Source organism: Synechococcus sp. PCC 7335 (assembly GCF_000155595.1).
Taxonomy (GTDB): Bacteria; Cyanobacteriota; Cyanobacteriia; order Phormidesmidales; family Phormidesmidaceae; genus Phormidesmis.
The window spans coordinates 2352643-2376111 of record NZ_DS989904.1; the positions used below are offsets into that span (position 1 = coordinate 2352643).

Genomic DNA, 23469 nt, shown 5'->3' on the forward strand with positions numbered 1-23469 from the left:
TTGCAAGTACGATCCATCTGCAGACATATTTAGTATGTGTGTGAGAGCCTATTCACTCGTATGAATAGTTGTCGAGAGAAATTTTGTTCCCTTTGCTCCTATAGGTAACGTCAGTTCGGTTTAAGCAGCAGGGGGAAGTTCCCACTCCATATGGAGAGAAGGCTTCTTCGGTTGGTGGCAATAAGCAATCAGTCCACAGAGGATGTTGACCCAGCAGTTGACCGGACTACGGTGACGAGAATGCTCTATCTGCGAAATGTTCTTCAGTTGGTCGATAATCGTTTCGATGATGGAACGTTTGCGCGAGAGCAGCTTGTCAGTAAGCCGCACTAGCTGGTTCTTCATATTGCGCCGAGGCTTAGCAAAGAACTCGATGTTGAACACCTCGAGTAGTTGCTTAGCCAGCTGCTTCGATACATAGCCTTTGTCTGCGAAGACTTTTCCCCATAGTCCAGTGAGTAAGTCAAAGGCGGGCTCACGGTCGTCCGTATTGCCCGGGGTCAGGGTGAGGTTGAGCAGTTCACCGCACTCGTTCACCACCAGATGTAGTTTGAAGCCATAGAACCAGCCGACAGAGGTTTTGCCCCTAGCCGCCGTATCTTTGCAGACCTTATGCTGCCAGATCCGACGGTTGTGGCAGACCGATAGACTGGTCGCATCGATAAAACTAATGCCTGTACAACGGCCGAAGCAGCGCTTTAGATAACAGCACAGCGGGAACAAACAAGAGGGCGTCCATTCGACAAAGCGGTTATAGCTGACTAGCGTTGGAAACGCTTGCTTCCAGTACTGGCATACATGATGAACGTAGTAGTGTTTGAAGGTGCGGTAGTGGCTTTGGTGAAAGCCGATGAGTATCGTCATGATTTCGCTCAAGCTCAGTGAGCGAGCGCGTTGTCGCGTCTTCAGATGGTGGCTTAGCAGCTGACGCTGCCAGAGGGGTTCAAACACTTGGCAAAAGTCATCGACGTGGCAGAACAGTTCTTCTAAGCTGAACATAGTGGAGGATAGGGCTGATGGGTTTTACAACTTCAGCTTACCTATCCTCCTTTCTTCAAGCTTTCCTTATCCCGAACTGACGTTATAGGTACCTAATTTTGCCCTCAAAAGACATGGAGGATATATTACGCTACATCCTCCATGCACTATTCTCTAATAAATTAAACTCCGCCAGTATTTTAGTTTGACTGACCCCAATTAGAGCACCAACAATTTCTATACAGCCGCAGGTACTTTCAGGTCCGTCTCACGTTCACCACTAGGGGTCAATGTAGTCCCTTCGACAAAGGAGCGTAGCATCCAGGCCATTTCCTCATGCTGTTCCATCAACCCAGTTAAGAAATCAGCAGTACCTTCGTCGTGGTACTTGTCGCCACACTGGTCAACATGGTCGCGTAGGTTACGAATAATTTGTTCATGGTCGCTGACCAAACGCTTGACCATCTCCTCTGCCGTAGGTAGATCGCCAGGATGTTCATTCAAAGTGGCATTTTCTTCAAAGCCCTTTGCTGTGCCAATAGGGTAGCCGCCTAACATTCTGATGCGCTCTGCGATCGCATCGATGTTCATACTAATAGACTCATAGTGCTGATCCCACAGCTCGTGCAAAGTTCTAAACTGAGGACCAATAACATCCCAGTGGTACTTTTTCGTCTTAATAACAAGCAGATAAGAATCAGAAAGGTCTTGGTTTAGTAGGCTTACTACTCCCTGTCTTTGCTCTTCTGTTAAACCGATGCTAATAGGATTCATGTACTGTTTCAGTGCTGTTTAATGACGTCTGTGGATTCAATTCAACCATTTTCCTTTCATTGTTTCGTCTATCAAAGGAAACGTTCTTTCATAGCAAAAATGATGCCTAAAGACGGATTTGGTAACATTCTCTTGTAGTCGGTTGCTCAAGCCTGCCTAGTGATCGCCTCTGCCCGTCTACTAAACACTAGTCAGCTCGGTTAGGATTCAAGGCTGCCTCAGTCTTTTGTACATCTAGCTTTAGCATGATTACGCTTAAGGGTGGCAAAGTTAAATCTAGCGAATAGGACCGCTCATGAAAAGCCCAGTCGTCAGACCATTTTCCGCCTAGATTACCAATATTAGCGCCACCAAATTCTCTGGCATCACTGTTGAAAATTTCGCGATAATACCCTTTCTTAGGAATGCCTACCCGGTAATGGCTATGCGGCTGCGGGGTAAAATTACACACTGTCAAAATAAATTCTTCGCTTGTTTTGTCATAGCGAATGAAAGAAACTACGCTATGCCGATTGTCGCTACAGTCCACCCACTGGAAGCCATCTTGAGAGAAGTCTTGAGTATGCAATGCTGGCTCACGGCGATAGAGGGAGTTTAGGCGTTCTACACAGTGCTTCAAGCTTTTGTGCTGTCCAAACTGTAGTAAGTGCCACTCCAAATCGCCCCATACATTCCACTCACTCCACTGACCAAACTCCATACCCATAAAGAGTGTTTTCTTACCGGGGTGAGCGTACATATACGTATAGAGCGCACGTAAGTTCGCCATTTTCTGCCAGTCATCACCCGGCATCTTTCCAATCATATGGCTCTTACCATGTACCACCTCGTCATGAGAAAGCGCCAACATAAAGTTCTCACTAAACGCGTACCAGATGCTGAAGGTGACGTTGTTCTGATGAAACTGCCTAAACCAAGGATCCATGCTGAAATAATCAAGCATGTCATTCATCCAACCCATGTTCCATTTCAGATTAAATCCTAGCCCCCCTACGTAGGTAGGCCAGGAAACCATCGGCCAAGAGGTCGATTCCTCTGCAATCGAAAGTGCACCTGGATAATGACTGAACAGTACGTGATTTACCTGCTTCAAGCATTCCGCTGCTTCAATATTCTCTCTGCCGCCATACTCGTTTGCGACCCATTCACCGGGCTTACGGTTGTAATCCAAATACAGCATTGATGCGACCGCATCCACACGAATCCCATCGATGTGAAACTTATCAAACCAAAAGAGTACATTGGCAATCAAAAAGTTACGGACCTCATTACGTCCATAGTTAAAGACTAAGGTGCCCCACTCTTTGTGCTCGCCTTTGCGTGGATCAGCATGTTCGTACAGATGCGTCCCATCAAAGAATGCTAAGCCATGTGCATCTTTAGGGAAGTGGCCCGGCACCCAGTCGACAATGACACCAATGCCATGCAAATGACACTGGTCGACGAAGTACATAAAGTCTTCTGGACTACCATAGCGAGCAGTCGGTGCATAATAGCCTGTAACCTGATAACCCCATGAACCATCAAACGGATGCTCGGCAACTGGCAGAACTTCAATATGGGTAAATCCCATTTCCTTAACGTAAGGTATCAGCTTTGCCGCGAGTTCTCTGTAGGTCAGAAAGCGAGCACCAGGTTTAAGGTCGGCAACAGTCACCACTGGAGCGTCAGTACCATCAGCTTGTTTAGCCGGCTTAGCTGAAGACTCGTGCATCCATGAGCCTAGATGTACCTCATAGACAGAGATAGGCTGTATCATTGGATCGCTCTGGCGGCGGTATTCTAGCCACTCTTGATCGGTCCACTCATACTTATCTAAATCAGCAACAATAGAGGCAGTATCTGGCCTTACTTCCCTTTGAAAACCGTAGGGATCGGATTTCTCGTAAATATGACCATCCCCGTTCTTTACTTCGTATTTATAGCGAGCACCGACCTCTAGCTGAGGTATAAACAAATCCCAGATGCCGCTACTACCCCGACGCATTTGATGCTTTCGGCCATCCCAGTTATTAAAGTCGCCAATTACTGAGACATTACGAGCATTTGGTGCCCAAAGCGCAAAATACACGCCAGCAATGTCGCCTTGTTCCATGGGGTGGGCTCCCATCTTTTCATAGATCCGATGGTGGTTGCCCTCAGCAAACAGATGCTCGTCAAACCCGGTAATTACGGGAGACTTAAAAGCATAGGGATCGTAGGAGACATGCTCACTCCCACCGCTCTTATAGCGAATCTGGTAGTTTGCTAGTCCTTTTCTATCTTCGATAGCTTCATCAATCACAGCCTCAAAAAAATGAGAATGCTGCTCGTTTGTCATTAAGTATTCTTTACGGGTCTCTGGGCGTATAACCCAGGCAATATCCGCATTAGGTAAGTAAGCACGAACCACCCAAACCTGCTTGCCGTCGCGATTAATAAGGTGGGGCCCTAGTACCTCGAAGGGGTTGTGGTGTTGATTTCTTACAACCCGCTCGATTTGTTCTAGAGCAATCGTTGACGACATATAGATGACCTGACTTACGTTAAATTTATGAGTAGTTTGATATAGCTGTTAGCTTAACAAAGCTTAGTTGTTTAAGCGAATATTCTTCGACGAAAAAATGATGAGGTTGGCTAGCACGATCTTTACCAGCTAGTTATAAGCTCAATGCAGAGAGCCTACAGAAGAGCTGCTTAACTACCAGACTCAGTTCTGACACCTCTTGTAGTCAAAGGCTTTTGTTTGTAGTTCAGCTCGTAGTTCAGCCGCTTTGTGGTAGAAGGAGTAGTTTGCTGCTCTTTGATAAAAGGGACAATAGGTTTTAGAAGACGTCTTAGACGTAGAAGATAGACAAGCTGGCGGATGTCTGAGCTGAGCTGAGGCGGTCTTCCTTCTCTGTCCAAACGAGCTTGTAGCTGCGTGTATTCGGCCGCTGTCAGAAGCTCGCCGGTCACTGGCGATCTAGCTTCTACAATAATCTCCGTACGGAGGATCTCCTCTGGCACTTCGATATCGACGATCGGCACTTCTAGCAAATTGGCCCGGGCTACTTGCACTTGAAAGATGCTACTCACTATGCTGGCTATTCCAACCAAGTAGCTGACTTTCTTCCTTCCAGGGACTTTATTAGAAGCTTCTTTCATATGCTGAATGTTCTATTGCTTTATGATGCTTGCTTTATGACGCTTATGTTCCTGCTGGCTATAGACTATTCCTGCTGCCTATAGACAAACCGTTTGTATGCAACTGGATAATTAGCTTTAAGTTCTGCGCTTAGTTGTTAGGCTCGAGACAGCTACCATAGTGTCCCATACCTTATCAACAAACTTCATTAGGCTCATCTAGGTTTGTTGGATGCGGACGTGTACACGAGTGTGATGCCGCTGATAATCGAGCTTATAAATAGACACCATAAGGAAGACACCATAAGGAAATCCAACGCCATGAAACTTATTAGAAAGAAATTATCTGCTTTAGCCGGCCGAAGAATTACCCAAGGGTTCGTCGCTACCATCACACTCACTGGCATTGCCGGAGTTGTACATCAAGCAGCTTGGGCCCAGGCGCTGCTACAGCAAGAGGGTAAGCTAGCGCCTGTTGAAGATGCCTATAGCTTTGAGGGTGAAGCCGGTCAAGTTATGACAATCGAGTTACAGAGCGAGGAGTTTGATCCCGTGCTAATGCTAAAAGGCCCTAATGGCGAAGTGTTGACGTCTAACGATGACTATGGCGGAACTCTGAATTCGACGATTGTGATTGAGCTGAGTGAGACAGGAACCTATAGCGCCGTAGCGAGCTCATTTTCTGGGTTGGGAGGCAGCTATCAAATTGAGGTTCGCCCCTCTAGTGAATATGAGCAGGTCTTTAGCCGCGCTTACAACTACTCTGTCTCTGAAGATTTCGCTGATGCAGTCGAAGCCTACAGTGCTGCAATCACATTAGATGATACTGACCCTGGCGCTTACCTAGGCCGAGCCGAATCTCGCATTAACTTGGCCTATCTTACCTCTGAGGTAGAAATCACCAACCCATCGGATCTGCCTCAACCAATTCTTGAGGCGGTGATTAACGACTATCAAACGGCTGCTGATCTTCTAGAGCAGCAGGGAGAGACTGCTTCTGCGGCATCACTTCGCCAGGAAGCACAGTTTTTCATGAGCGCGGGGCAGAGCCCCTCTACAGCCAACTCACCGTCGATATCTCCTAATCCTGAGCAAGACGTTAGCTCGGATGCACCAACTGCCCCTATCCCGGTTGAACCAGATGGAGGAATTGGCAACGGAGCGACCCCAATTCCAGGCGAAGCGAAGTAGCTAGTGTCGTGATGTTCCTAGTCAAGTCGTTAGCCTTCTGTAGGTTTAGATAGTATGCCGTTGCGATCGCTCAATTCTGATAGGATCGAGCGATTTCCGCATCGGGAACACACTGTAGTAGGGCGTTGACTAGAGGTAATGACAGTACCAACAGCCGGAATAGACCAGTCAATATATACCTGTTGGCACTGAGGACATTGAACAGTAATTGTTTTGGGGGCCATTGCAGATTTTCAGCATTTAGCTCCTGGCTATCAACTCTCTCGTCAGGGTTTGTGGGTAGACCCGACCTCTAATACTCTGTAAATAGAGTCTGGTAGCTGCTAAGCCACATCGTGACCAACTGAGGTGATCGCCTGCTTTACAGAAGACTCAGACATCGTAGAATCTACTTCTACGGTCTTGTTTTTGATGTCTACACTGACCTTAGCATCAGCATCGTGTGTCTTAATCTCCTTTGTGATTGTCTCGCCGCAACCCTCACACTTGATTGATGGGACACTCAAAGTCATAGTCATGGGAAAATCTCTCCTGAAGATATCTTTAGTGAGTTGATAGGTTAGTTGACAGTATGATCCTATAGGGTCTGGGCGGAAATCTCACAACCCAACTACCGTTTTGAAGAGAGGATACCGCTGAGGATAGAGCCTAAAGACACTTATCTACAGCATCTGTATCTCTAAAAGTCTACATCAGAAGATAGACTATCAAAGGATGGTGAAGCGGTTTGGTCACTAGTTTAGGCACTAAAGGTTCAAGCACTAAATCCCTCCGATAAACCTACCGGGGCTGAGTAAGCGCTGTGGATCAAATTTCTGTTTGATATCGGCCATGACCTGGAAGGCGTTACCAGTGTAGCCCCAGATATCGATTGATTGCTTCAAGGCAGCGGGTGCTTGCAACAGACTTAGAAAGCCGCCGTTTTTCTGACAGTGCGATCGCGCCCATTCAATCTCTCGAATCCTTTCTTTACCGTCGCCTGCCGTCGCCTGCCACTGTATCCAGCCCAATCCACTACTGCCGTGTAGTCTTGACTGTACATTTGAATAGCCGCTGAGCTTTTCAACTAGAGGAGCGATCGCACTGGGTTTCATACCTACCTTGCAAAGTATGGTATCCGCTCGTACCCAAGTTGCCGCCCGCTGCCAATACTGCGCATCTGCAGCCTGTTTCAAATACTTCGTTGTCAGCTGATGCTCATTGGCTATCTCTACTAGCTGCTCGCTCTGCTCTTCGACACCTGCGGCAATCCCTTGAAATCTGACAACCAAGGCCACTGCGCTGTTTGGATCTGATCGTTCTGAACCTAGGCTTGCCAGATTAGATAAATCCTCTAGCGTGACATCAAACGCCACGGGCGTTAGACCCGATAGCCTTACCTTAGCAGCAGCTTGGGCGATCGCGTCTACCGTTCCAGTCAAGACTAGCGATTTGGAGACTGGCTGCGCAGGATACAGTCGAAATGTCATTTCACTAAGTATCCCTAATGTGCCATACCCACCCGTCATCAGCTTCATGAGGTCATAGCCAGCTACGTTTTTCACAACGCGCCCTCCGGCATGCGCTAGCTTGCCATCGTATCGAACAAACTGCACACCAATCAGCATATCTCGCAGACCGCCGTAGCGCTGACGCAAAGACCCTGTATCTGCTGTTGCAACGATTCCACCGATCGTTGCTTGATCTAGGAACGCTGGGTCGACTGCCAAGAACTGCCCTTCCTTAGATAGCACCTCCGATAAATCTGACAGCTTCAGCCCAGCCTCCACAGTTACTGTGAAATCACCTACTGCATGCTCCACAATCCGATTTAGCCGCACTGTGCTCAAGGCGATGTCGATATCTTTTGCAAAGCCTCCCCACCCTAGCTTGCTGGCTTGTCCTACAGGAAGAACTCTCCAGTTTTGCTCAGTAGCTAGCGCCATTACCTGAGCGAGTTCTTGAGTAGTGTGCGGCAAGGCAAGGCAATTAGGTGGCTTTGCCATCGCCTTCATTATTTGAGCTTGCTTTCTGGGATCAACTGTCTCCCAAGGAATACAGCGATCTTCACCTAGAAGAGCGCTGATTGAGGTAATAGGTGTAACCATCAGTCAATTCCAATGGCTACTGGGCCACTGCCGGTAGCTGGCGCAGTAGGTCCACTTCTAGGCTGGCGAAAATCTGAATAGAGAAGATCTCGCCACGCCCAAAATGGTGCGTATTCAGGCGCATCAGCTAATCCTGGAACACCTTTACCAGCAATACCCGAGGGCAAATCTACATATAGAGTAGACGGGAATTTCAGATACATCGACAGCCCAGCGACTGCAAAATCTGCCAACGTAGGCATTTCTCCACATAAATAAGGCTGATCTTTCAAAAGCAAACACAGTGCCTCTAAGTCTTGCCTTAGGATATCTGTGGCCGATTTGACAGCCTCTCCACCTAAGCCTACACCCGCGCCAATTAGGCTAAGCAGATCGCTAGGAAATGAACCCACAACTGTCTTCACGACTTCTGGTGTAGAGACTGGCAGCAGGGCGGTTCGAAAGTTCGGATGCTGATTGAATGCACCGATCATCGCTTTACGAGCGTTTAGCCCAATCGATTCGTCCGCCCAAGCCTCCATCATCAAGCACAATCCCTTTTGCTTGGCATCAGTTGGAATGAGCGGGCGCTCGGGGTACTTTTCGTCTAGATAGCGGGCGATCGCAGTCGAATCGGGCACGACCTCATCCCCGTCTTTGAGTACTGGCACCTGGCGCTGGCCTGACAGTCGGTAGAGGTCTATTTGGCCAACCCCTGGTGTAACTTCAACCGTCTTATAGGGCAACTGCTTATAATCCAAGACCAGCCGAATCTTTTCGCAATAGTGGGACGCTTCAAATTGGTGCAGCTCTAACATCGAATTCAATCCCTAACACTTTGGACAAATCATTCTAGGCAATTCTTAGTAAAGACTAACTCTCAGCTAAAGACTAACTCTCAGCTAAAGACCAGGGTGCTCTCTAAAACTCTATCCATGCTTCTATAACTGTTTGTATCACAACGCATGAACCTGGTTTACATCCTCAGCTTGCATAAGCATGAGTTGGATCTTGACAGGAATTTCCATTAGACTTCTTTGAATGTAAATGGCTTATAGTCAAAACACATCTGCCTATAGCGTTGTGAAGTCGAGATCTTTGTAAAGTCAGCCACACCCTAGCTAGCAGCCATGCTAGCTGAAGGACTCGCAAGCCGTGTTTGCTGCAGGCGCTGTTTCAACAATGACTTCTTCAAATCCAGCGCTCTGCAGCAGCTGTGTGACGACTAACTCGGCGCGATCATTGGCTTGACCCAAAATATCCTGCTCGCAGGCTGCTTTTTCAATCTTTCCTTTAGCTTCTCGCTGTGCTAGCTCCTGTAGTTCGGGTGCAGTATCAGGCCCTAGACTGAAGAGCCCCCGGCTGTAATCGTAGACAGTAGAGCGATCGACATCTATATCAGTTCCCAAGATCCTAGGCGGTGGTAGCACGAGCTTGATACTTCGACCCGCCTCAGATGAAATCACATCTGCTGTAGTGAGTTCTTCCAAATCTACACCTGCCCTTACTTCGCCATGGGCTACGTAGAGCAGGTTGGTCTGACCAATGGTAAATTCGCCTAGCTTTCGGCTGCTTTGGGCTGGCACGACTGCTTCCATGGTAAATACAGCCGTCGTCAGCTCACTGACCTCACGTACCTGTTTGACTACCACCGTGCGAATATCTACGCTCTGTTCTGGCGGCTGGGGCGTTAGGGCGAGGTTGATACCTTCTATAAACCGACTACCCGAGCGCAGAAAGGCTAATCCTGCTAGGCTAGCGAGCATAATTGCACCACCCGTAGTGGCCATTGCTAGTAGCTGAATTCCCCTAACAAAAGGCGATCGACGGTTGGGGCGCAGGGTAGGGCGATCACGTCCAATTTGAACACCCCTACGGCGAGACGGATCTGGAATTCTAGACTTCATAGCAGACAGCCAGGCAGTACATCAATACTATATCTTCTTGGACAGCTTCAAGAGTAGTGGCATCTAAGGTGGTAATAATGGAGAGGCGCCTTGTCTACACCGTCTCTATTTAGCAACGTCCTACATCGTCTAAGGTGACCGATTTCGAGACAACCTATTTCGATGCCTATCACGCTCAACCCACCGTGGATTAGCCTAATTATGGTTTAGCCCATCATGATGGATCGAGAAAACTCAAATTTAACTTCTACAAGTCTAATTTCTACAAATCTAACTTCTATTAGTCTACCTATTGTTGGCTGGCGAGAACGAGTGGCCCTACCTGAGCTTGGTATTACTAGTGTCAAAGTCAAAATTGACACCGGCGCACGCTCCTCTGCTCTTCACGCCTTCGACATAGAATATTTCAAGAAGGACAACATCGACTACGTCCGGTTTAACGTCCATCCTTCCCAACGAGACAAGGACACAATCATTCCAGCAGAGGCAAAGCTACTCGATGTCCGTCCCGTTCGCAACTCTGGTGGACAGAGCGAATCGCGTCCTGTAATTGAAACCACTGTCACCCTTAACGAAGCGTCATGGCCTATTGAGCTGACACTCACCAACCGCGATGTAATGGGCTTTCGTATGCTTCTGGGCAGACAAGCCCTACGTCATAAGTTTTTGGTCGATTCCGGTAGATCCTACGTTCAAAGCCAAGCTCGTACCCAAACCTTTAAAGGCCGACAGAAAGGCCAAAAGCAACCCAAATATGAAAATCGCAATTCTATCAAGAGATTCTTCTCTTTATTCGACTCGCCGCCTTAGAGAAGCCGGAGAAGCCCGGGGCCATACTGTAGAGGTGATTGACTATCTCCGCTGCTATATGAACATCACCGCTCATAATCCACAGGTGCTCTACCAAGGCATGCAGCTAACAGAATTTGACGCTGTTATTCCCCGCATTGGCGCATCTAATACTTTCTATGGGACTGCTGTTGTCCGTCAGTTTGAGATGATGGAAGTTTTCACGACCAACACCTCACAAGCCATTCTTCGTGCCCGAGACAAGCTGCACTGTCTACAGATCCTTTCTAAAGAAGGCATTGGTCTACCGATCACTGGGTTTGCCCACTCTACCAAGGATATTGAAGGACTTGTCGGCATCGTTGGGGGTGCGCCTTTGGTCATTAAATTACTAGAAGGTACGCAGGGCATCGGTGTTGTCTTGACCGAAACTTATCAGGCGGCGACTTCAGTAATAGAGGCGTTTCGAGGTTTGAACGCCAACATCCTTGTTCAAGAGTTTATTGCTGAAGCAAAAGGTGCAGACATTCGCTGCTTCGTAGTTAATAACAAAGTCGTAGCTTCGATGAAACGACAGGGGGCTCCTGGCGAATTTCGATCCAATCTGCACAGAGGCGGCAATGCCAAGACAATAAAGTTGACACCAGAAGAAAGAAGTACGGCGGTGAGAGCAGCAAAGGCGATGGGCTTAAGAGTAGCGGGCGTAGATCTACTTCGATCTAACCATGGCCCTGTTGTGATGGAAGTAAACTCTTCACCCGGCTTAGAAGGAATTGAGAAGGCTACAGAAATCGATGTTTCAGCAATAATTATCGAGTTCCTAGAGAAAAAGCTGGTCCCGGCAACAGCATCTTGAAGTCGTACTTAATGAATCGGCTGAAAAGTAACTGTATCACCCAAAAACTAACGCTATGACTAAACCAAGCTGCGAGACACAATCCTAACTTGAGGAAGCCACAGAATAGGGTTGTGCCATTGATACTGGCTTATATGAATTACAAAAGCATCTTTATGTTTTGATTCTTACCAAAGATTAATTAAGTTTTGTATACTAAGCTTTGGGCGCACTCAGTAGGTACTTATTCCTAAACTGCCCATCCGATAGTTTTGCCTAGGCCAAAAGCCAAGTTTCTCACTGGACTTTTTCTAGACCCTGCTCTTTTCGGAATGATTGCGCCTTTGTCGCTATCGAAATTGCGTGAATTCTAATGCTCGGTGAACAGTTTCCGTGGCTGACGTTCCTAGTTATCTTTCCTCTCCTGGCAGCTACCCCGATTCCTCTGCTGCCGGATAAGAATGGTGAGACCATCCGATGGTATGCCCTAGGAGCCAGCTTGGCCGAATTCGGTTTGATTCTATATGTATTTGCATCCCAGTATGAAATGGGTGTATCTGGTCTTCAGCTCGTAGATACCTACCCTTGGATCACTCAGTTTGGGTTGAGCTGGTCTTTAGGCGTTGATGGACTTTCGTTTCCACTGGTGCTACTGAGCGGGTTCGTCACCACTCTAGCTGTGATTGCATCGTGGAATATCAAACTCAAGCCCCGTTTGTACTACTCGATGATACTGCTCATGTTTAGCGCCCAATTGGGTGTCTTTCTGGCGCAGGACATGATGCTATTTTTTATCATGTGGGAGCTAGAGCTGGTGCCTGTGTACCTACTAATCTCTATCTGGGGGGGACAGCGCAGGCAATACGCAGCTACCAAATTCATTATCTACACAGCGACTTGCTCTGTCTTTATTTTAGTCGTCGCACTAGCTTTGGCATTCTTTGGTGGCACCTTCAGCTTTGATCTAACTGAGCTTGCTGCTAAGAACTATCCACTACCGTTTCAACTGATTTGCTATTTGGGGCTGCTGGTTGCTTTTGGCGCCAAACTACCGATCTTCCCGCTGCATACTTGGCTACCCGATGCCCACAGCGAAGCACCTGCTCCCATTTCGATGATCCTAGCGGGCGTCTTATTAAAGATGGCAGGCTATGGTCTGATTCGGATGAACATCGAAATGCTACCCGATGCACATCTGTACTTTGCACCCGTGCTGGCGTTCTTAGGCGTTATCAACATTGTCTATGCCTCTTTGACTGCCTTTGCTCAAGACAACCTAAAGCGGCGGATGGCCTATTCTTCGGTGGCACATATGGGATTTGTGCTGCTGGGTTTAGCGGCCTTTAACTCTTTGGGAATGAGCGGTGCCATGCTTCAGATGATCTCTCACGGTCTGGTGGCTGCCGTGCTGTTCTTCTTATCAGGCGTAGCCTATGAGCGCACACATACGCTTTCTATGAACAAAATGGGCGGAATGGCCAAAGCGATGCCGATTACTTTTGCGCTCTTTACAGCCGGAGCAATGGCATCGTTAGCGTTACCTGGGATGAGTGGCTTTATCGCTGAAATTACTGTGTTTTTAGGTATGGCAACTAGCGACGCTTACAACGTATTTTTCAAGGCGGCAATTGTCATGCTGGCGGCTGTGGGGGTTGTTTTATCTCCTATTTACTTACTGTCAATGCTGCGTAGCGTTTTCTACGGCGAATCGAGTGAAGTGAAGCTGCCAATAGATAAATCTTGGGAGATTGTGCCGCGTGAGATGTTTGTGGCTATCAGCCTACTAATACCAATTGTGGGAATTGGTCTGTATCCAAAGATTGCAATCCAAACTTACAGTCTTAAAACCACAGAAGTATCTAGCCAAATTCACGGCACGCTACCGGATGTGCCAGATGTCGCACCGCTATCAAAGGTAATGAGCATTCCAAGCGAAGAACGAAGGACGTCGCCTTCTCTAACATCGCCTTCTCTGTAGTAGAGCGACTTGGTGTCTGTCTGTATGATGATTACCTCGTGGCGAAATTGCTTACTCCTACTTAGCTGAGTCAATCAGTTTAAGCTCATATAGTGGCCTACTGGAAACTTATTTCAGTAGGCTATTTTGGTATTTCAATAGGAGGGTCTGCTGCTGTTTTGGCCGCTACTTTTACTTGAGCGGATCGAATCCAACCCCCTGTCATTGCACCTACAAGTGCGATCGCAATATTCAAGATAGAAATCAATAAAGGCTCTTTGGACTCGGCTAGGAAAGTTGATAATCCCCAAGTAACTATCAACATCAGCGAAAACACTGCCGCGTGAGCAACTGGAGCTCGCCTCGCTACTAGCCCAACTAGATAGCCGCTAAGCGTAGCAAACCCCAATCCACAAATTCCTGCGATCGCGATAGATTGAGCGGGGATTCCTTGAGTTTCGCCGCTCACAATAGCAATACTCATCCAAGTTGAATAGAGCAGGGCCGTACTAATACTCAAGGTCAAATAGCCGATCAACAGCGCTAAAACAGTTAGCAGCATTACAAAAACCTCATGTTAAAGTCTTGTCTAAAACTCTCAAAATCATATCTTTGAGAGTTGGAAGGCACCTGAGGTAAACACCAAAACGCCTGTTAGGTAATGCCTACACAATATCCAGGAAAATATTGAAGTTCTTGTATGATTGATCAGCATTCTAAGTAAAGACTCTGTTTAGATTGTTACAACCACTACCCTGACGTACTTGCTTGGCAGTAGGTTGATACAACCAGACGAGGTGATTCGAGGGAGATTCGGAGAACTCGGTGCATCGGTAGATCCAAGATAAGCTTCAAGTCAGACAAGTTCTATGTCTTCTATATGGATTCTCTGCTTAGAGCTAAACAACCAAAACAGCTTAACTAAACAGGTTTGAGCTGACTCGTATTAGAACAGTCCTATAGAGCGGCCAAAGGCTAAAGCATTTAAGACTAGATGCAACCAGATGGGCTCGGCTATACGTACACTAGCCAGACGTAAAAAGTATGTTTACTCTTTGTAACACTACGCTCAACTACCCCAGACAATCACTTTGGAGTGTGTAGCATGCCTGTAACAAAAAGCACCTTCAAAAACCGTCACTGCATAGCAGGCAGCTTCATTTCTGCTCACCGCTATAACGTTAGTGCTTAAGGTGACTTTCAACGATGGTGGCCTACCTGGCCTATGGGTAGATAATTACTTCAGCAATAATCGCTTCGACATAGTTTGCTTCGACATAGTGGCCCAATAAGCAATCGGCACAATGAGTACCCTATTGCCGCTGTCGTCGATGGAACATTCATAGACGTCATAGTTCAAGTAAAGATAGGTAGCCCTAACGCCTCTCGCAGTCAAAGACGAGATCTTCGATTTCCGCTCAAACAGATCAAACTTGTAGCCCTCTGCTAGCTGAGCCCTCCGCTAGCTATTAGTTCCTTTAGATCAGACATAGATATGTGCAATTACTGCGACGCCTACTCAACTCTTGTTAGCGCAGACCCCTCCCAAACTAGCCTACAAACTGAGGCTGCTCAGCTACTACAGCCGGCTTTGGAGATGATGCTCGGCGCCGACAGTCAGGCGATCGCACCCGCCGCTGAGACGGCACCAGCAAACGAAGCAGCACTCACCCAAATGCTGTCGCTAGTCGTCGAGGAACTGCAGACCCGGCTTACTAGTTTTGCCAATAGCGAAGCCGAGACGCTAGAGAACATGAGACTCGCCTTCGGGGATAGCTTCAGCGCTGAAGCCGCAACCACTCTACTAGCGGCATGGCAAGCGGGAGACTTCGAGGTACTACCCACTATCGAGTTCCTTTCCGCCACAGAGCTCGGCAGTGCGAACGGCGCCTACGCAGCACAAACAGGGACCATCTATCTATCGGCCGAAGCGTTCGAGCTCTACCAGAACGATATTGCTAGGCTGAGCGCTATTGTCGCCGAAGAGCTAGGCCATCATATCGATACGGTTTTGAACGGCACCGTCGATAGTCAGGGGGACGAAGGGGCAATCTTCTCTGCGCTAGTTCAGGGGGAAGCCCTATCGGCGGAGCAGTTGCAGAGTCTGCAGCAAGAAGCAGACCAGGTCACCATCGTACTAAGCGATAACAGTAGCGAAAGTGCAGATGAGGAAAGTGCAAGTAACGAGCCTGGTAGACGCACTATCGAAGTTGAGCAGAACCAGACGAGTCAGATTAGCTTCGAAGATGTGACCGATACAGCCGGGGACTTCATCTCTGCCCGTAGCTATGGCGCGGGTGCATGGGGCGACTTCAACGGCGATGGCCGACCTGACCTATGGGTGAACAACCACTTCGGTAGTGGCCGCAACCTGTTCGTCAACAACGGCGATGGCACCTTCACCGACATCGTTAACCAGGTCGAAGCCGGCACTTCCGATGTCTTTATCGCTAGCGAGATTGCGGGCGACTTCCATGGCGTTGCTTGGGCCGACTTCGACAACGACGGCGACCAGGACCTACTGCAGTTGGTTGGCGGCGAAGGGAATACTAGCGTACTAGGCGAAGAGAACCTACCGCCGAGAAGTGAACCCAACCGTTTGTACGTCAACAACAACGGCGTACTGCGAGACCAGGCCCGGGCGCTAGGCATTGCCTACGACAGCGCCAAAGCGCAAACGCCTGCCTGGCTGGACTACGACAACGACGGCAGACTCGACCTGTTCCATGGCTCTACGCAGCGCGCCGATGGCCTCAACCCCACAACCGTCTTCCGTCAGAACGCAGCCGGCCGGTTCGATGATGTCGGCGATACGGTTCTGCCCACCGAACTGGTCAACAAGACCGTTCGCTTCGGTGGTTTGGGCTACCTATCGGATAGTGACCTCTACGACCTAGTGCTACCGGGTGCGATTGCGGACCTGTTCGATGTCACGACGACACCGTTCACGAACATCGTCGATGAGACTATCGGCGGTTCGAACCGGCTCAAAGGTGCTAGGGATTTCGCCTTCGCCGACTTCAACAACGACGGGTTGATAGATGCCTACCTAGCGAGAGCGCAGGCAGACCGACTGTTCTACAACACCGCTGACGGTGGTCTAGTTGGCGTTAGCGATAGTGCCGGCATCGATGTGGTCGATACGAGTCAAGCTGGCGGTGTAGTGGCGGCCGACTTCGACAACGATATGGATGTCGACATCTATGTAGTACGAGAAAGCGCGAACGGTAGCAACCTACCGAACATCCTGTTCGACAATCAGGGGGATGGAACGTTTGTTGCTGTTGCCAACCAGGGCGGTGCGGTATCGGCAACGACAGGAGTCGGTGACAACGCGACGGTAGCGGACTACGACGGGGATGGCTTCATCGACCTGTTCGTGACTAACGGTGCAAAGACAGCGCTTCGCGGACCGCAGCAGCTGTTCCGCAACCGGGGGAACGAGAACAACTGGCTACAGATAGACCTGGCTGGGGCAGTGAGTCTAACCGATAGTGAGGGGAACGTTCGGGTCGGGACAAACCGGGATGGGATTGGTGCGCAGGTGTATGTAACGGCGGGGGGAGTGACGCAGCGGCGCGACCAGAACGGCGGGGTGCATAAGCATTCGCAAGACTTTCAGCGGCTGCACTTTGGACTAGCGCAGAACGAGCAGGTAGAGCGGATAGAGGTACGTTGGCCAAGCGGTGTTGTTCAACAATTAGAGAACGTCAGCGTCAACCAAGTCATCACTATCACTGAACAAATTACTCCGGTAACGCCACCGGTAACGCCTCCTCCAGTAACACCTCCCCCTGATGGCACTCCGGTAATGCCACCGGTAACGCCTCCTCCAGTAACACCTCCCCCTGATGGCACTCCGGTAACGCCACCGGTAACGCCTCCCCCTGACAGCACTCCTGAAAGTCCTTTCACAGCCGTATCAGGTGGTCAGTCATTAGAGCTCACAGAGTTAGGCAACAACACCGTGACGTTTGGATTTGATGATATAAACGTTGCTCGAACTGGTCTGATTACTGTTTTCAAAGTGAGCGGAGGGGCACGCACTCAAATTGGGAGCTTTTCCTTGCTTCAAAATGGAGAACCTAGTGGATTTTCGCCTCGTTTCACGCTCTCTAAGGACGACCTTGATGAGGGTAATGTCTTGGAGTTTGAGATTGTGGAGGATGGGAGTGCTCGTCGGGCGATCGCAACACCCACAGATACAGGTGCTTCTCTAGACTTTGGAGACGGTACTGTACTGTCAGTGTCACCTGTTGAAGAAGACACCGTCGACTATGTATCGGGTGATGGGGAATCGCTAGATTTCTCTGGAACGGGAGGTGCCGATATTCGCTTTACAGTCTATAGAGAAGCCCAATTTGATAGTACGGTAGGGCTTTATCAAGTAGATAGTCTCAACGGAGATATTACAGTCGGGAACCAGACCTTCAGTGTGGGGGATGCCGGTTATGCTGAAGCAGCCCTTAACCGCGCCGTGCCTAGTGCCAATCTTAGTACTAGCGATGGCGGCTCCGATGTCTTTACCGTTAGTAACCTAGATGGTTTCTACGGTACGTTCATTAGTGTTGATGATGGAGATGAAACGAATACCTACTTCTCCTATGAATCAGTGAATGCTGGAAGCGCTGACCACGTAAAGTACATCGGCAACAATGCGCTCGGCTTCGAAGATTTACCTGGCCTAGGAGATGCTGATTTTGACGATATTGTTGTCACCTTCGATACTGTCTAAAAATTTGGTCAGCTAAATAGCCATACCACTCTGGCGAGATTTCAACTCAGATGAATAAAAGCGCTAGAGGGTTTCGGTATTGTTCAGCCTTCGATGTGAGAAAGCAAGAGCTTCCGATGCTGTAGGTGAAACCATTGGTTTGATGCGACACCTATCCTCTATTGGATTTGGTAGACTGAAAGGCAACAACATCAATAGGACTTGCTACGGGATGACAGCCGCTATCTTTGAACAGCCTCTGCGCTTAGAGCAGATTCTTTCGCTCAGCTACACCGCTAGCCCGGATAAATTCGACAAGACTTGGGAAGCTCCTCTATCGACTTTGTTAGGCTTAGGTCGTGCTGTAGGAGCCGACTTTGTAGAATTCTTTTTGGAACGTAAGAACTACATTAGCTGCCTAGCTGAAGACGATGCGATTACCAGCATCTCACCTAGCTTGGTCTCTGGCGCAGGTGTTCGTGTGTTCAAAGGTAGCTCTGACTGTTATGTCAGTACGAACGATCTTTCTTTTGAAGGCTTGAAGGCGGCTTTGGAGAAAGGACTCGCCATCATGGGTCTAGAAATGCCTGATTCAGCGGCGAGCGTTCCAGAGATAAATCTGGAACCACTGCGTGATTATGGATTAGGCCGGGGGAAGGATAACTGGCTCGCTAGTTGCCCCTCCATGCAGACAATGGGCGAAGTGCTATTAGAAGCTAATGCTGCGCTAGCTGAGAAAGCTGAACATGTTCAGGCTCGGCGTGCTGCTTACTTCCGTGATTGCCAAGAGGTTTTGGTGGCCTCCAGTGACGGCACCTTTGCCCGCGATGTGCGGTTGACCCAGTCAGTTGGCTTCAATCTACTCTGCGCGGATGGTGAGCACCGTTCTTCTATTGGTGAGCGGTTGGGTAATACGGGCGATCCGAGTTTCCTTACAGCTTGGGACTACAACGAGACTGCCGAGAAAGTCGCCGAAGCCGCTAGTAACATGCTTTACGCCGACTACGTTGAGTCGGGCAACTATCCAGTGATTATGGCCAATCATTTTGGGGGTGTCATTTTTCATGAAGCTTGTGGCCATCTATTAGAAACGACTCAGATTGAGAAAGAGACTACCCCTTTTATGAACAAAAAAGGTCAGAAGGTAGCGCATGAGAGTCTAACTGCTTGGGATGAAGGTCTTTCGACTGAAGCGTTCGGCACTATTGATATGGACGACGAAGGTATGCCGGTTCAGCGGACTTTGCTGATCGAAAATGGCATTTTGAAAAACTTTATTTCGGATAGAGCTGGTGAGATGCGTACAGGGCATCCGCGTACGGGTAGCGGTAGGCGACAAGGATATACCCACGCGGCGGCTTCTCGAATGCGGAACACGTATATTGCACCCGGTAAGCACACCGTGGAAGAGCTATTTGCCTCGGTTGATAAAGGCATCTATTGCAAAAAGATGGGCGGCGGTAGCGTTGGCCCTACCGGACAGTTCAACTTTGCGGTGGATGAAGCCTATTTGATTGAAAATGGCAAGATCACAAAGCCTCTGAAGGGAGCAACGCTAATTGGCGAAGCCACTGGAATCATGAACAAAATTTCGATGTGCTCGAATGATATTAGTTTGGCACCAGGGTTTTGTGGCTCGGTGAGCGGCAGTGTGTATGTAACGGTTGGGCAGCCTCACATCAAAGTGGATGACATTACAGTGGGTGGGCGATAGAGATGACAAAGGTTCAAACAATTTCGCAGCAGGCTGAGGCGATCGCACAAAAGCTCAGTATTGCTAAGTACGACATCTACGGCTCTGCTGTAGACGAAACTAGCGTCCAAGTAGATAAAGGCAAGCCTAAGCAGGTTAAGGCATCCAACCGCTCTAGCGTGATCGTTCGCGTCTGGAATGAGGACAACCAGATCGGGGTTACTTCAACGACTGATGTTGACGAAACGGGTCTAGAGATGGCGCTTAAAACTGCTTACGAAGCTAGTTCGTTTGGCGTCAAAGAAAATGCACCTGATTTTAGCCCGCAAGCAAAAGAGCCAACTGCCGAGGTTGATTTTACTAAGTCCACGCCAGCGCCTGTGCCTGAGTTGATCGATACCCTAGTAGAAGCAGAGAAAGGGGTTTTGGAATCGCATGATGCCATTACATCTGTTCCCTACAATGGCATCGCCCAAAGAGAGATCGAACGGTTCTATCTAAACAGTGAAGGAGCACAGCGCAGCGAAGAGCGGACTTATGCATCCGTTTATCTCTATGGAAAAACAGAACAAGAAGGTCGTAAGCCTCGTGCGGCAGGGGCAATGCGAGTCAAGAATGGACTTGCTCAGCTAGATGTTAGTAGCTGCGTAGAAGAGGCGTCTGAAAAAACAATTAGTCATCTAGACTACGAGAAAATAACCTCTGGCAAGTATCCAGTTGTTTTTTCGGCAGAGGCTTTCTTGAGCCTGCTGGGCGCTTTCTCCAATATGTACAACGCTCAAAACATTTTGGATAATCGCTCGCTGTCTACTGCCGACTCGATTGGTACTCAGGTAGCTAGTCCACTGCTTTCTGTGTATGACGACGAGCTACACCCAGAAAACGTCTCGGCTGAGACCTTTGATGGTGAAGGCACACCCACCCGCCGTTTAGCACTAATTGAGAAAGGCATTCTTAAAAACTTTATCCACAGTGCAGGCACAGCCAAGCGAATGAACGCAGAGCCAACGGGTCATGCCAGCATTGGTGCAAAGGTGAGTATCGGTCTGAATTATATAGAGGTGCTGCCGGGCGAGACTGCAGACGACAACTATCAGCTTGATAAAGCAGATGGCGTGGTTTTGATTGATGATTTGCAGGCGCTGCACGCAGGTGTCAATGCATTGCAAGGATCTTTTTCCCTGCCATTTGATGGCTGGCTAATCAAAGACGGCAAGCGCATCAGCGTTGAGTCAGCGACGGTTGCCGGCGATTTTCGTCAGGTGCTAAAGAGCATTGCTCATATAGAACCTAAAGTGGAAACTACGCCAGGCGGTATCTGCCCTCGGGTTTGGGTCAGTGAGCTATCGATCACTGGCGAAGCTTAAGCAAAACTGGAGCCGCGTGTGCGTCAGCCTAGGTAAATTACTGTCAGGCTGGCATGCAGCGCTGATGTTCTATACCTGTCTACCGATTCCGCAGCGCTGGCCCCTAGAGTTTCGGTGGATTGCTTTGTGGGTGCCCTGGGTAGGAGTGGTTGTTGGTGGACTACTGGCCGTAATAGATTGGGTATTAGCGACCCTGCACTTTCCGATCACTGTCTCTAGCGCACTCGTTATTGCTTTGGCCATCGCCTTAACAGGCGGGCTACATTTAGACGGGGTGATGGATACCGCCGACGGCTTGGCTGTGCCCGATTCCAGTCGGCGTCTAGCAGTCATGTCGGATAGTCGGATGGGAGCGTTTGGTGGAATGGCTGCGATCGCACTCGTTCTTCTCAAGGTTCTGGCACTATCTGCGATCACTCAGCATCGAGCTTTCGTATTAATTGCGGTATCGGTTTGGGGGCGTTGGGCGCAACAGTGGGCGATCGCCACTTATCCCTACCTCAAAAAAGAAGGCAAGGGTGCTTTTCACAAGCGTGCATTACCCACCTCGCGATCCACCTTACCCAACCTGCTGTTAATCGTCTTAATAAGCTTGGGACTATCGTCAACAGGATGGATACCCATGCCACTACTGATCAAAACGACAGTAGCCGGGTTGATACTTTCAGGACTAACTAGCCACTACTTTTACAAGCGTTTAGGTGGACAGACCGGTGATACCTATGGCGCAGTTGTAGAGTGGACCGAAGCGCTGCTGTTGTGTAGTTTATCGGCAGGATCATAGGTAGTTGCTAGCATTTGATAGATAATAAATAGGTCTGACTGACATCTCACAAGTAAGAAAATCTATGGGTAGTTCCTCCCAAGTTAAAGCAATCATTGGCCAGGCTCTGCCTTTGGTTGGCAACGATATTGATACCGACCGGATTATTCCAGCTAGATTCTTGCGGGCGGTCACATTTGATGGACTAGGCGATCAGGTTTTTGCAGACGATCGTCAGCAGCTAGCAGATCATCCGTTTAACCAGCCGCAGTACCAGAACGCAAAAATATTAGTGGTCAACCGTAACTTCGGCTGCGGCTCTTCGAGAGAACATGCGCCTCAGGCGATCGCTCGATGGGGAATTCAAGCTCTAGTAGGAGAAAGCTTTGCCGAAATCTTTTTCGGGAACTGTGTGGCGATGGGCGTTCCCTGTGTAACAGCGTCCCCTGACAGTATTAGCGCTTTGCAATCAGCTATAGTGGCAGACCCAACTGTAGAAGTTACGCTTAATTTAGAAAAGATGAGCGTCATTGCTAGAACGCTGTCTATCCCAGTTGAGATGAGTACAGGCCCTAGACAGATGTTCTTGAATGGCACTTGGGACGCCTGCGCACAGCTAGTGGCCCAGGCTAGTGCGATTGATCGCACTGCTAAGAGTCTTCCTTATGTAAGGTGGGCAAGCCAGTAAGAGATTGCTCCGGTGGGTCAGCTCTCAGAAAGCAGACAAACTAACTTTGTGTCCCTATTTCTTCGCTCTTTATCTCTCCGCTCTTTTGCCACTTTGAGTAAGGATGCTTCACTAGGCTAGCGTTGTAGTACTTTGTTTGGCCTGAGACTTCTGCGCCGATCCAGTCTGGGATATCAACCGTTTGAGACTCGGACATAAGTTCTACTTCAGCAATGATCAGCCCTGCGTTCTCCCCTTTGAACTCATCTATTTCCCAGACATGCGCCCCAAAGGGTAATCTATACCGAACTTTTTCAATCAGAGGCTGTACGCAGAGCGTATCCAACATTTCTCTAGCATCAGCAAGTGGAATTGGGTATTCAAATTCAGCTCTGCTCAAGCCTTCCGCCGGGCCTTTGATGGTCAGATAGCCCAATTCGCCTACAATTCGAACGCGAACGCTTTGACCTTCAACAGCAGTCGCAATGTACCCTTGGGAGTAGAGTCGGCCGACTGCATTGGCTCGCCAGCTATCGGAGATAACAAGAAACTTTCGTTCCGTTTCCTTTGCCATTGTTTAATTCCTCTGCCGCTATCCTGTAGGCTTTAACTGTAAGTTTGTATCTGCGGGACTTCAACTACAGCTGATAAGGCTCTATATCT

The 23469-nt window shown here is 48.9% G+C and carries 19 protein-coding genes; 9 read left to right on the forward strand and 10 right to left on the reverse strand.

All coding sequences use genetic code 11. The annotated features are described in order from the left end of the window. Positions 1–120: 120 nt before the first annotated feature. From S7335_RS10085 to S7335_RS10100, 4 genes are all read right to left on the reverse strand, one after another. Positions 121–999: an IS982 family transposase gene (locus tag S7335_RS10085; RefSeq protein ID WP_006454164.1), complete on the reverse strand. Its 879-nt coding sequence runs from the start codon at positions 997–999 to the stop codon at positions 121–123. Positions 1000–1215: 216 nt separating this feature from the next. Beyond that, entirely contained in the window at positions 1216–1752 is a 537-nt protein-coding gene (locus tag S7335_RS10090) for a Dps family protein (protein WP_006456362.1), read from the reverse strand. A 187-nt stretch (positions 1753–1939) separates the two neighbouring features. Then, complete coding sequence (gene glgB / locus S7335_RS10095; protein ID WP_006456184.1) at positions 1940–4258, reverse strand: 1,4-alpha-glucan branching protein GlgB; 2319 nt, start codon at positions 4256–4258, stop codon at positions 1940–1942. A 170-nt stretch (positions 4259–4428) separates the two neighbouring features. Continuing rightward, entirely contained in the window at positions 4429–4878 is a 450-nt protein-coding gene (locus S7335_RS10100; protein WP_006456181.1) for a hypothetical protein, read from the reverse strand. 300 nt (positions 4879–5178) lie between these two features. Here S7335_RS10100 and S7335_RS10105 point away from each other — a divergent pair, with 300 nt between their 5' ends. Then, on the forward strand, positions 5179–6048 hold the full coding sequence (locus tag S7335_RS10105) for a pre-peptidase C-terminal domain-containing protein (protein ID WP_006454540.1): 870 nt from the start codon (positions 5179–5181) through the stop codon (positions 6046–6048). Between the two features lie 323 nt (positions 6049–6371). On the opposite strand, the gene S7335_RS10110 is transcribed toward S7335_RS10105, so the two are convergent. From S7335_RS10110 to S7335_RS10125, 4 genes are all read right to left on the reverse strand, one after another. Beyond that, positions 6372–6566, reverse strand: coding sequence for a heavy-metal-associated domain-containing protein (locus S7335_RS10110; protein WP_006457529.1), 195 nt, complete (start codon positions 6564–6566; stop codon positions 6372–6374). Positions 6567–6809: 243 nt separating this feature from the next. Next, positions 6810–8135 (reverse strand): FAD-binding oxidoreductase, encoded by a 1326-nt coding sequence (locus S7335_RS10115; RefSeq protein WP_006455923.1) that lies wholly within the window; start codon positions 8133–8135, stop codon positions 6810–6812. After that, positions 8135–8932, reverse strand: coding sequence for a glutathione S-transferase family protein (locus S7335_RS10120; RefSeq protein ID WP_006455918.1), 798 nt, complete (start codon positions 8930–8932; stop codon positions 8135–8137). Before S7335_RS10120 ends, S7335_RS10115 begins: the two co-directional genes overlap by 1 nt. A gap of 315 nt (positions 8933–9247) precedes the next feature. Beyond that, a complete protein-coding gene (locus S7335_RS10125) occupies positions 9248–10021 on the reverse strand; it encodes a DUF4230 domain-containing protein (RefSeq protein ID WP_006453667.1) in 774 nt (257 codons plus the stop codon). A 216-nt stretch (positions 10022–10237) separates the two neighbouring features. Between S7335_RS10125 and S7335_RS10130 the strand changes: the two genes are divergently transcribed. From S7335_RS10130 to S7335_RS10140, 3 genes are all read left to right on the forward strand, one after another. Beyond that, positions 10238–10831, forward strand: coding sequence for an ATP-dependent zinc protease (locus tag S7335_RS10130; protein ID WP_227499978.1), 594 nt, complete (start codon positions 10238–10240; stop codon positions 10829–10831). Further along, positions 10776–11666, forward strand: a complete 891-nt coding sequence (gene rimK / locus S7335_RS10135; protein ID WP_038016041.1) for a 30S ribosomal protein S6--L-glutamate ligase — start codon at positions 10776–10778, stop codon at positions 11664–11666. The genes S7335_RS10130 and rimK overlap by 56 nt, the downstream gene beginning before the upstream one ends. 352 nt (positions 11667–12018) lie before the next feature. Next, positions 12019–13623: an NAD(P)H-quinone oxidoreductase subunit 4 gene (locus S7335_RS10140; protein ID WP_006456644.1), complete on the forward strand. Its 1605-nt coding sequence runs from the start codon at positions 12019–12021 to the stop codon at positions 13621–13623. A gap of 121 nt (positions 13624–13744) precedes the next feature. On the opposite strand, the gene S7335_RS10145 is transcribed toward S7335_RS10140, so the two are convergent. Further along, positions 13745–14164 carry a hypothetical protein gene (locus S7335_RS10145; protein ID WP_006454007.1) on the reverse strand — a complete coding sequence of 140 codons (420 nt, stop codon included), beginning with the start codon at positions 14162–14164 and terminating at the stop codon, positions 13745–13747. A gap of 933 nt (positions 14165–15097) precedes the next feature. Between S7335_RS10145 and S7335_RS10150 the strand changes: the two genes are divergently transcribed. The 5 genes from S7335_RS10150 (at position 15098) to leuD (ending at position 22827) form a co-directional block, all read left to right on the forward strand. Next, positions 15098–18337: an FG-GAP-like repeat-containing protein gene (locus S7335_RS10150; protein ID WP_006454603.1), complete on the forward strand. Its 3240-nt coding sequence runs from the start codon at positions 15098–15100 to the stop codon at positions 18335–18337. Positions 18338–18548: 211 nt separating this feature from the next. Further along, on the forward strand, positions 18549–20030 hold the full coding sequence (locus S7335_RS10155) for a TldD/PmbA family protein (protein WP_050765976.1): 1482 nt from the start codon (positions 18549–18551) through the stop codon (positions 20028–20030). A gap of 2 nt (positions 20031–20032) precedes the next feature. Continuing rightward, positions 20033–21376: a TldD/PmbA family protein gene (locus tag S7335_RS10160; RefSeq protein ID WP_006455321.1), complete on the forward strand. Its 1344-nt coding sequence runs from the start codon at positions 20033–20035 to the stop codon at positions 21374–21376. 64 nt (positions 21377–21440) lie between these two features. After that, positions 21441–22160 (forward strand): adenosylcobinamide-GDP ribazoletransferase, encoded by a 720-nt coding sequence (gene cobS, locus S7335_RS10165; protein WP_157620452.1) that lies wholly within the window; start codon positions 21441–21443, stop codon positions 22158–22160. Between the two features lie 64 nt (positions 22161–22224). Further along, entirely contained in the window at positions 22225–22827 is a 603-nt protein-coding gene (gene leuD / locus S7335_RS10170) for a 3-isopropylmalate dehydratase small subunit (protein WP_006454451.1), read from the forward strand. Between the two features lie 40 nt (positions 22828–22867). Here the strand turns inward: leuD and S7335_RS10175 are convergent, their stop codons facing one another. After that, a complete protein-coding gene (locus S7335_RS10175; RefSeq protein WP_006455826.1) occupies positions 22868–23380 on the reverse strand; it encodes a CYTH domain-containing protein in 513 nt (170 codons plus the stop codon). Positions 23381–23469: the final 89 nt, after the last annotated feature.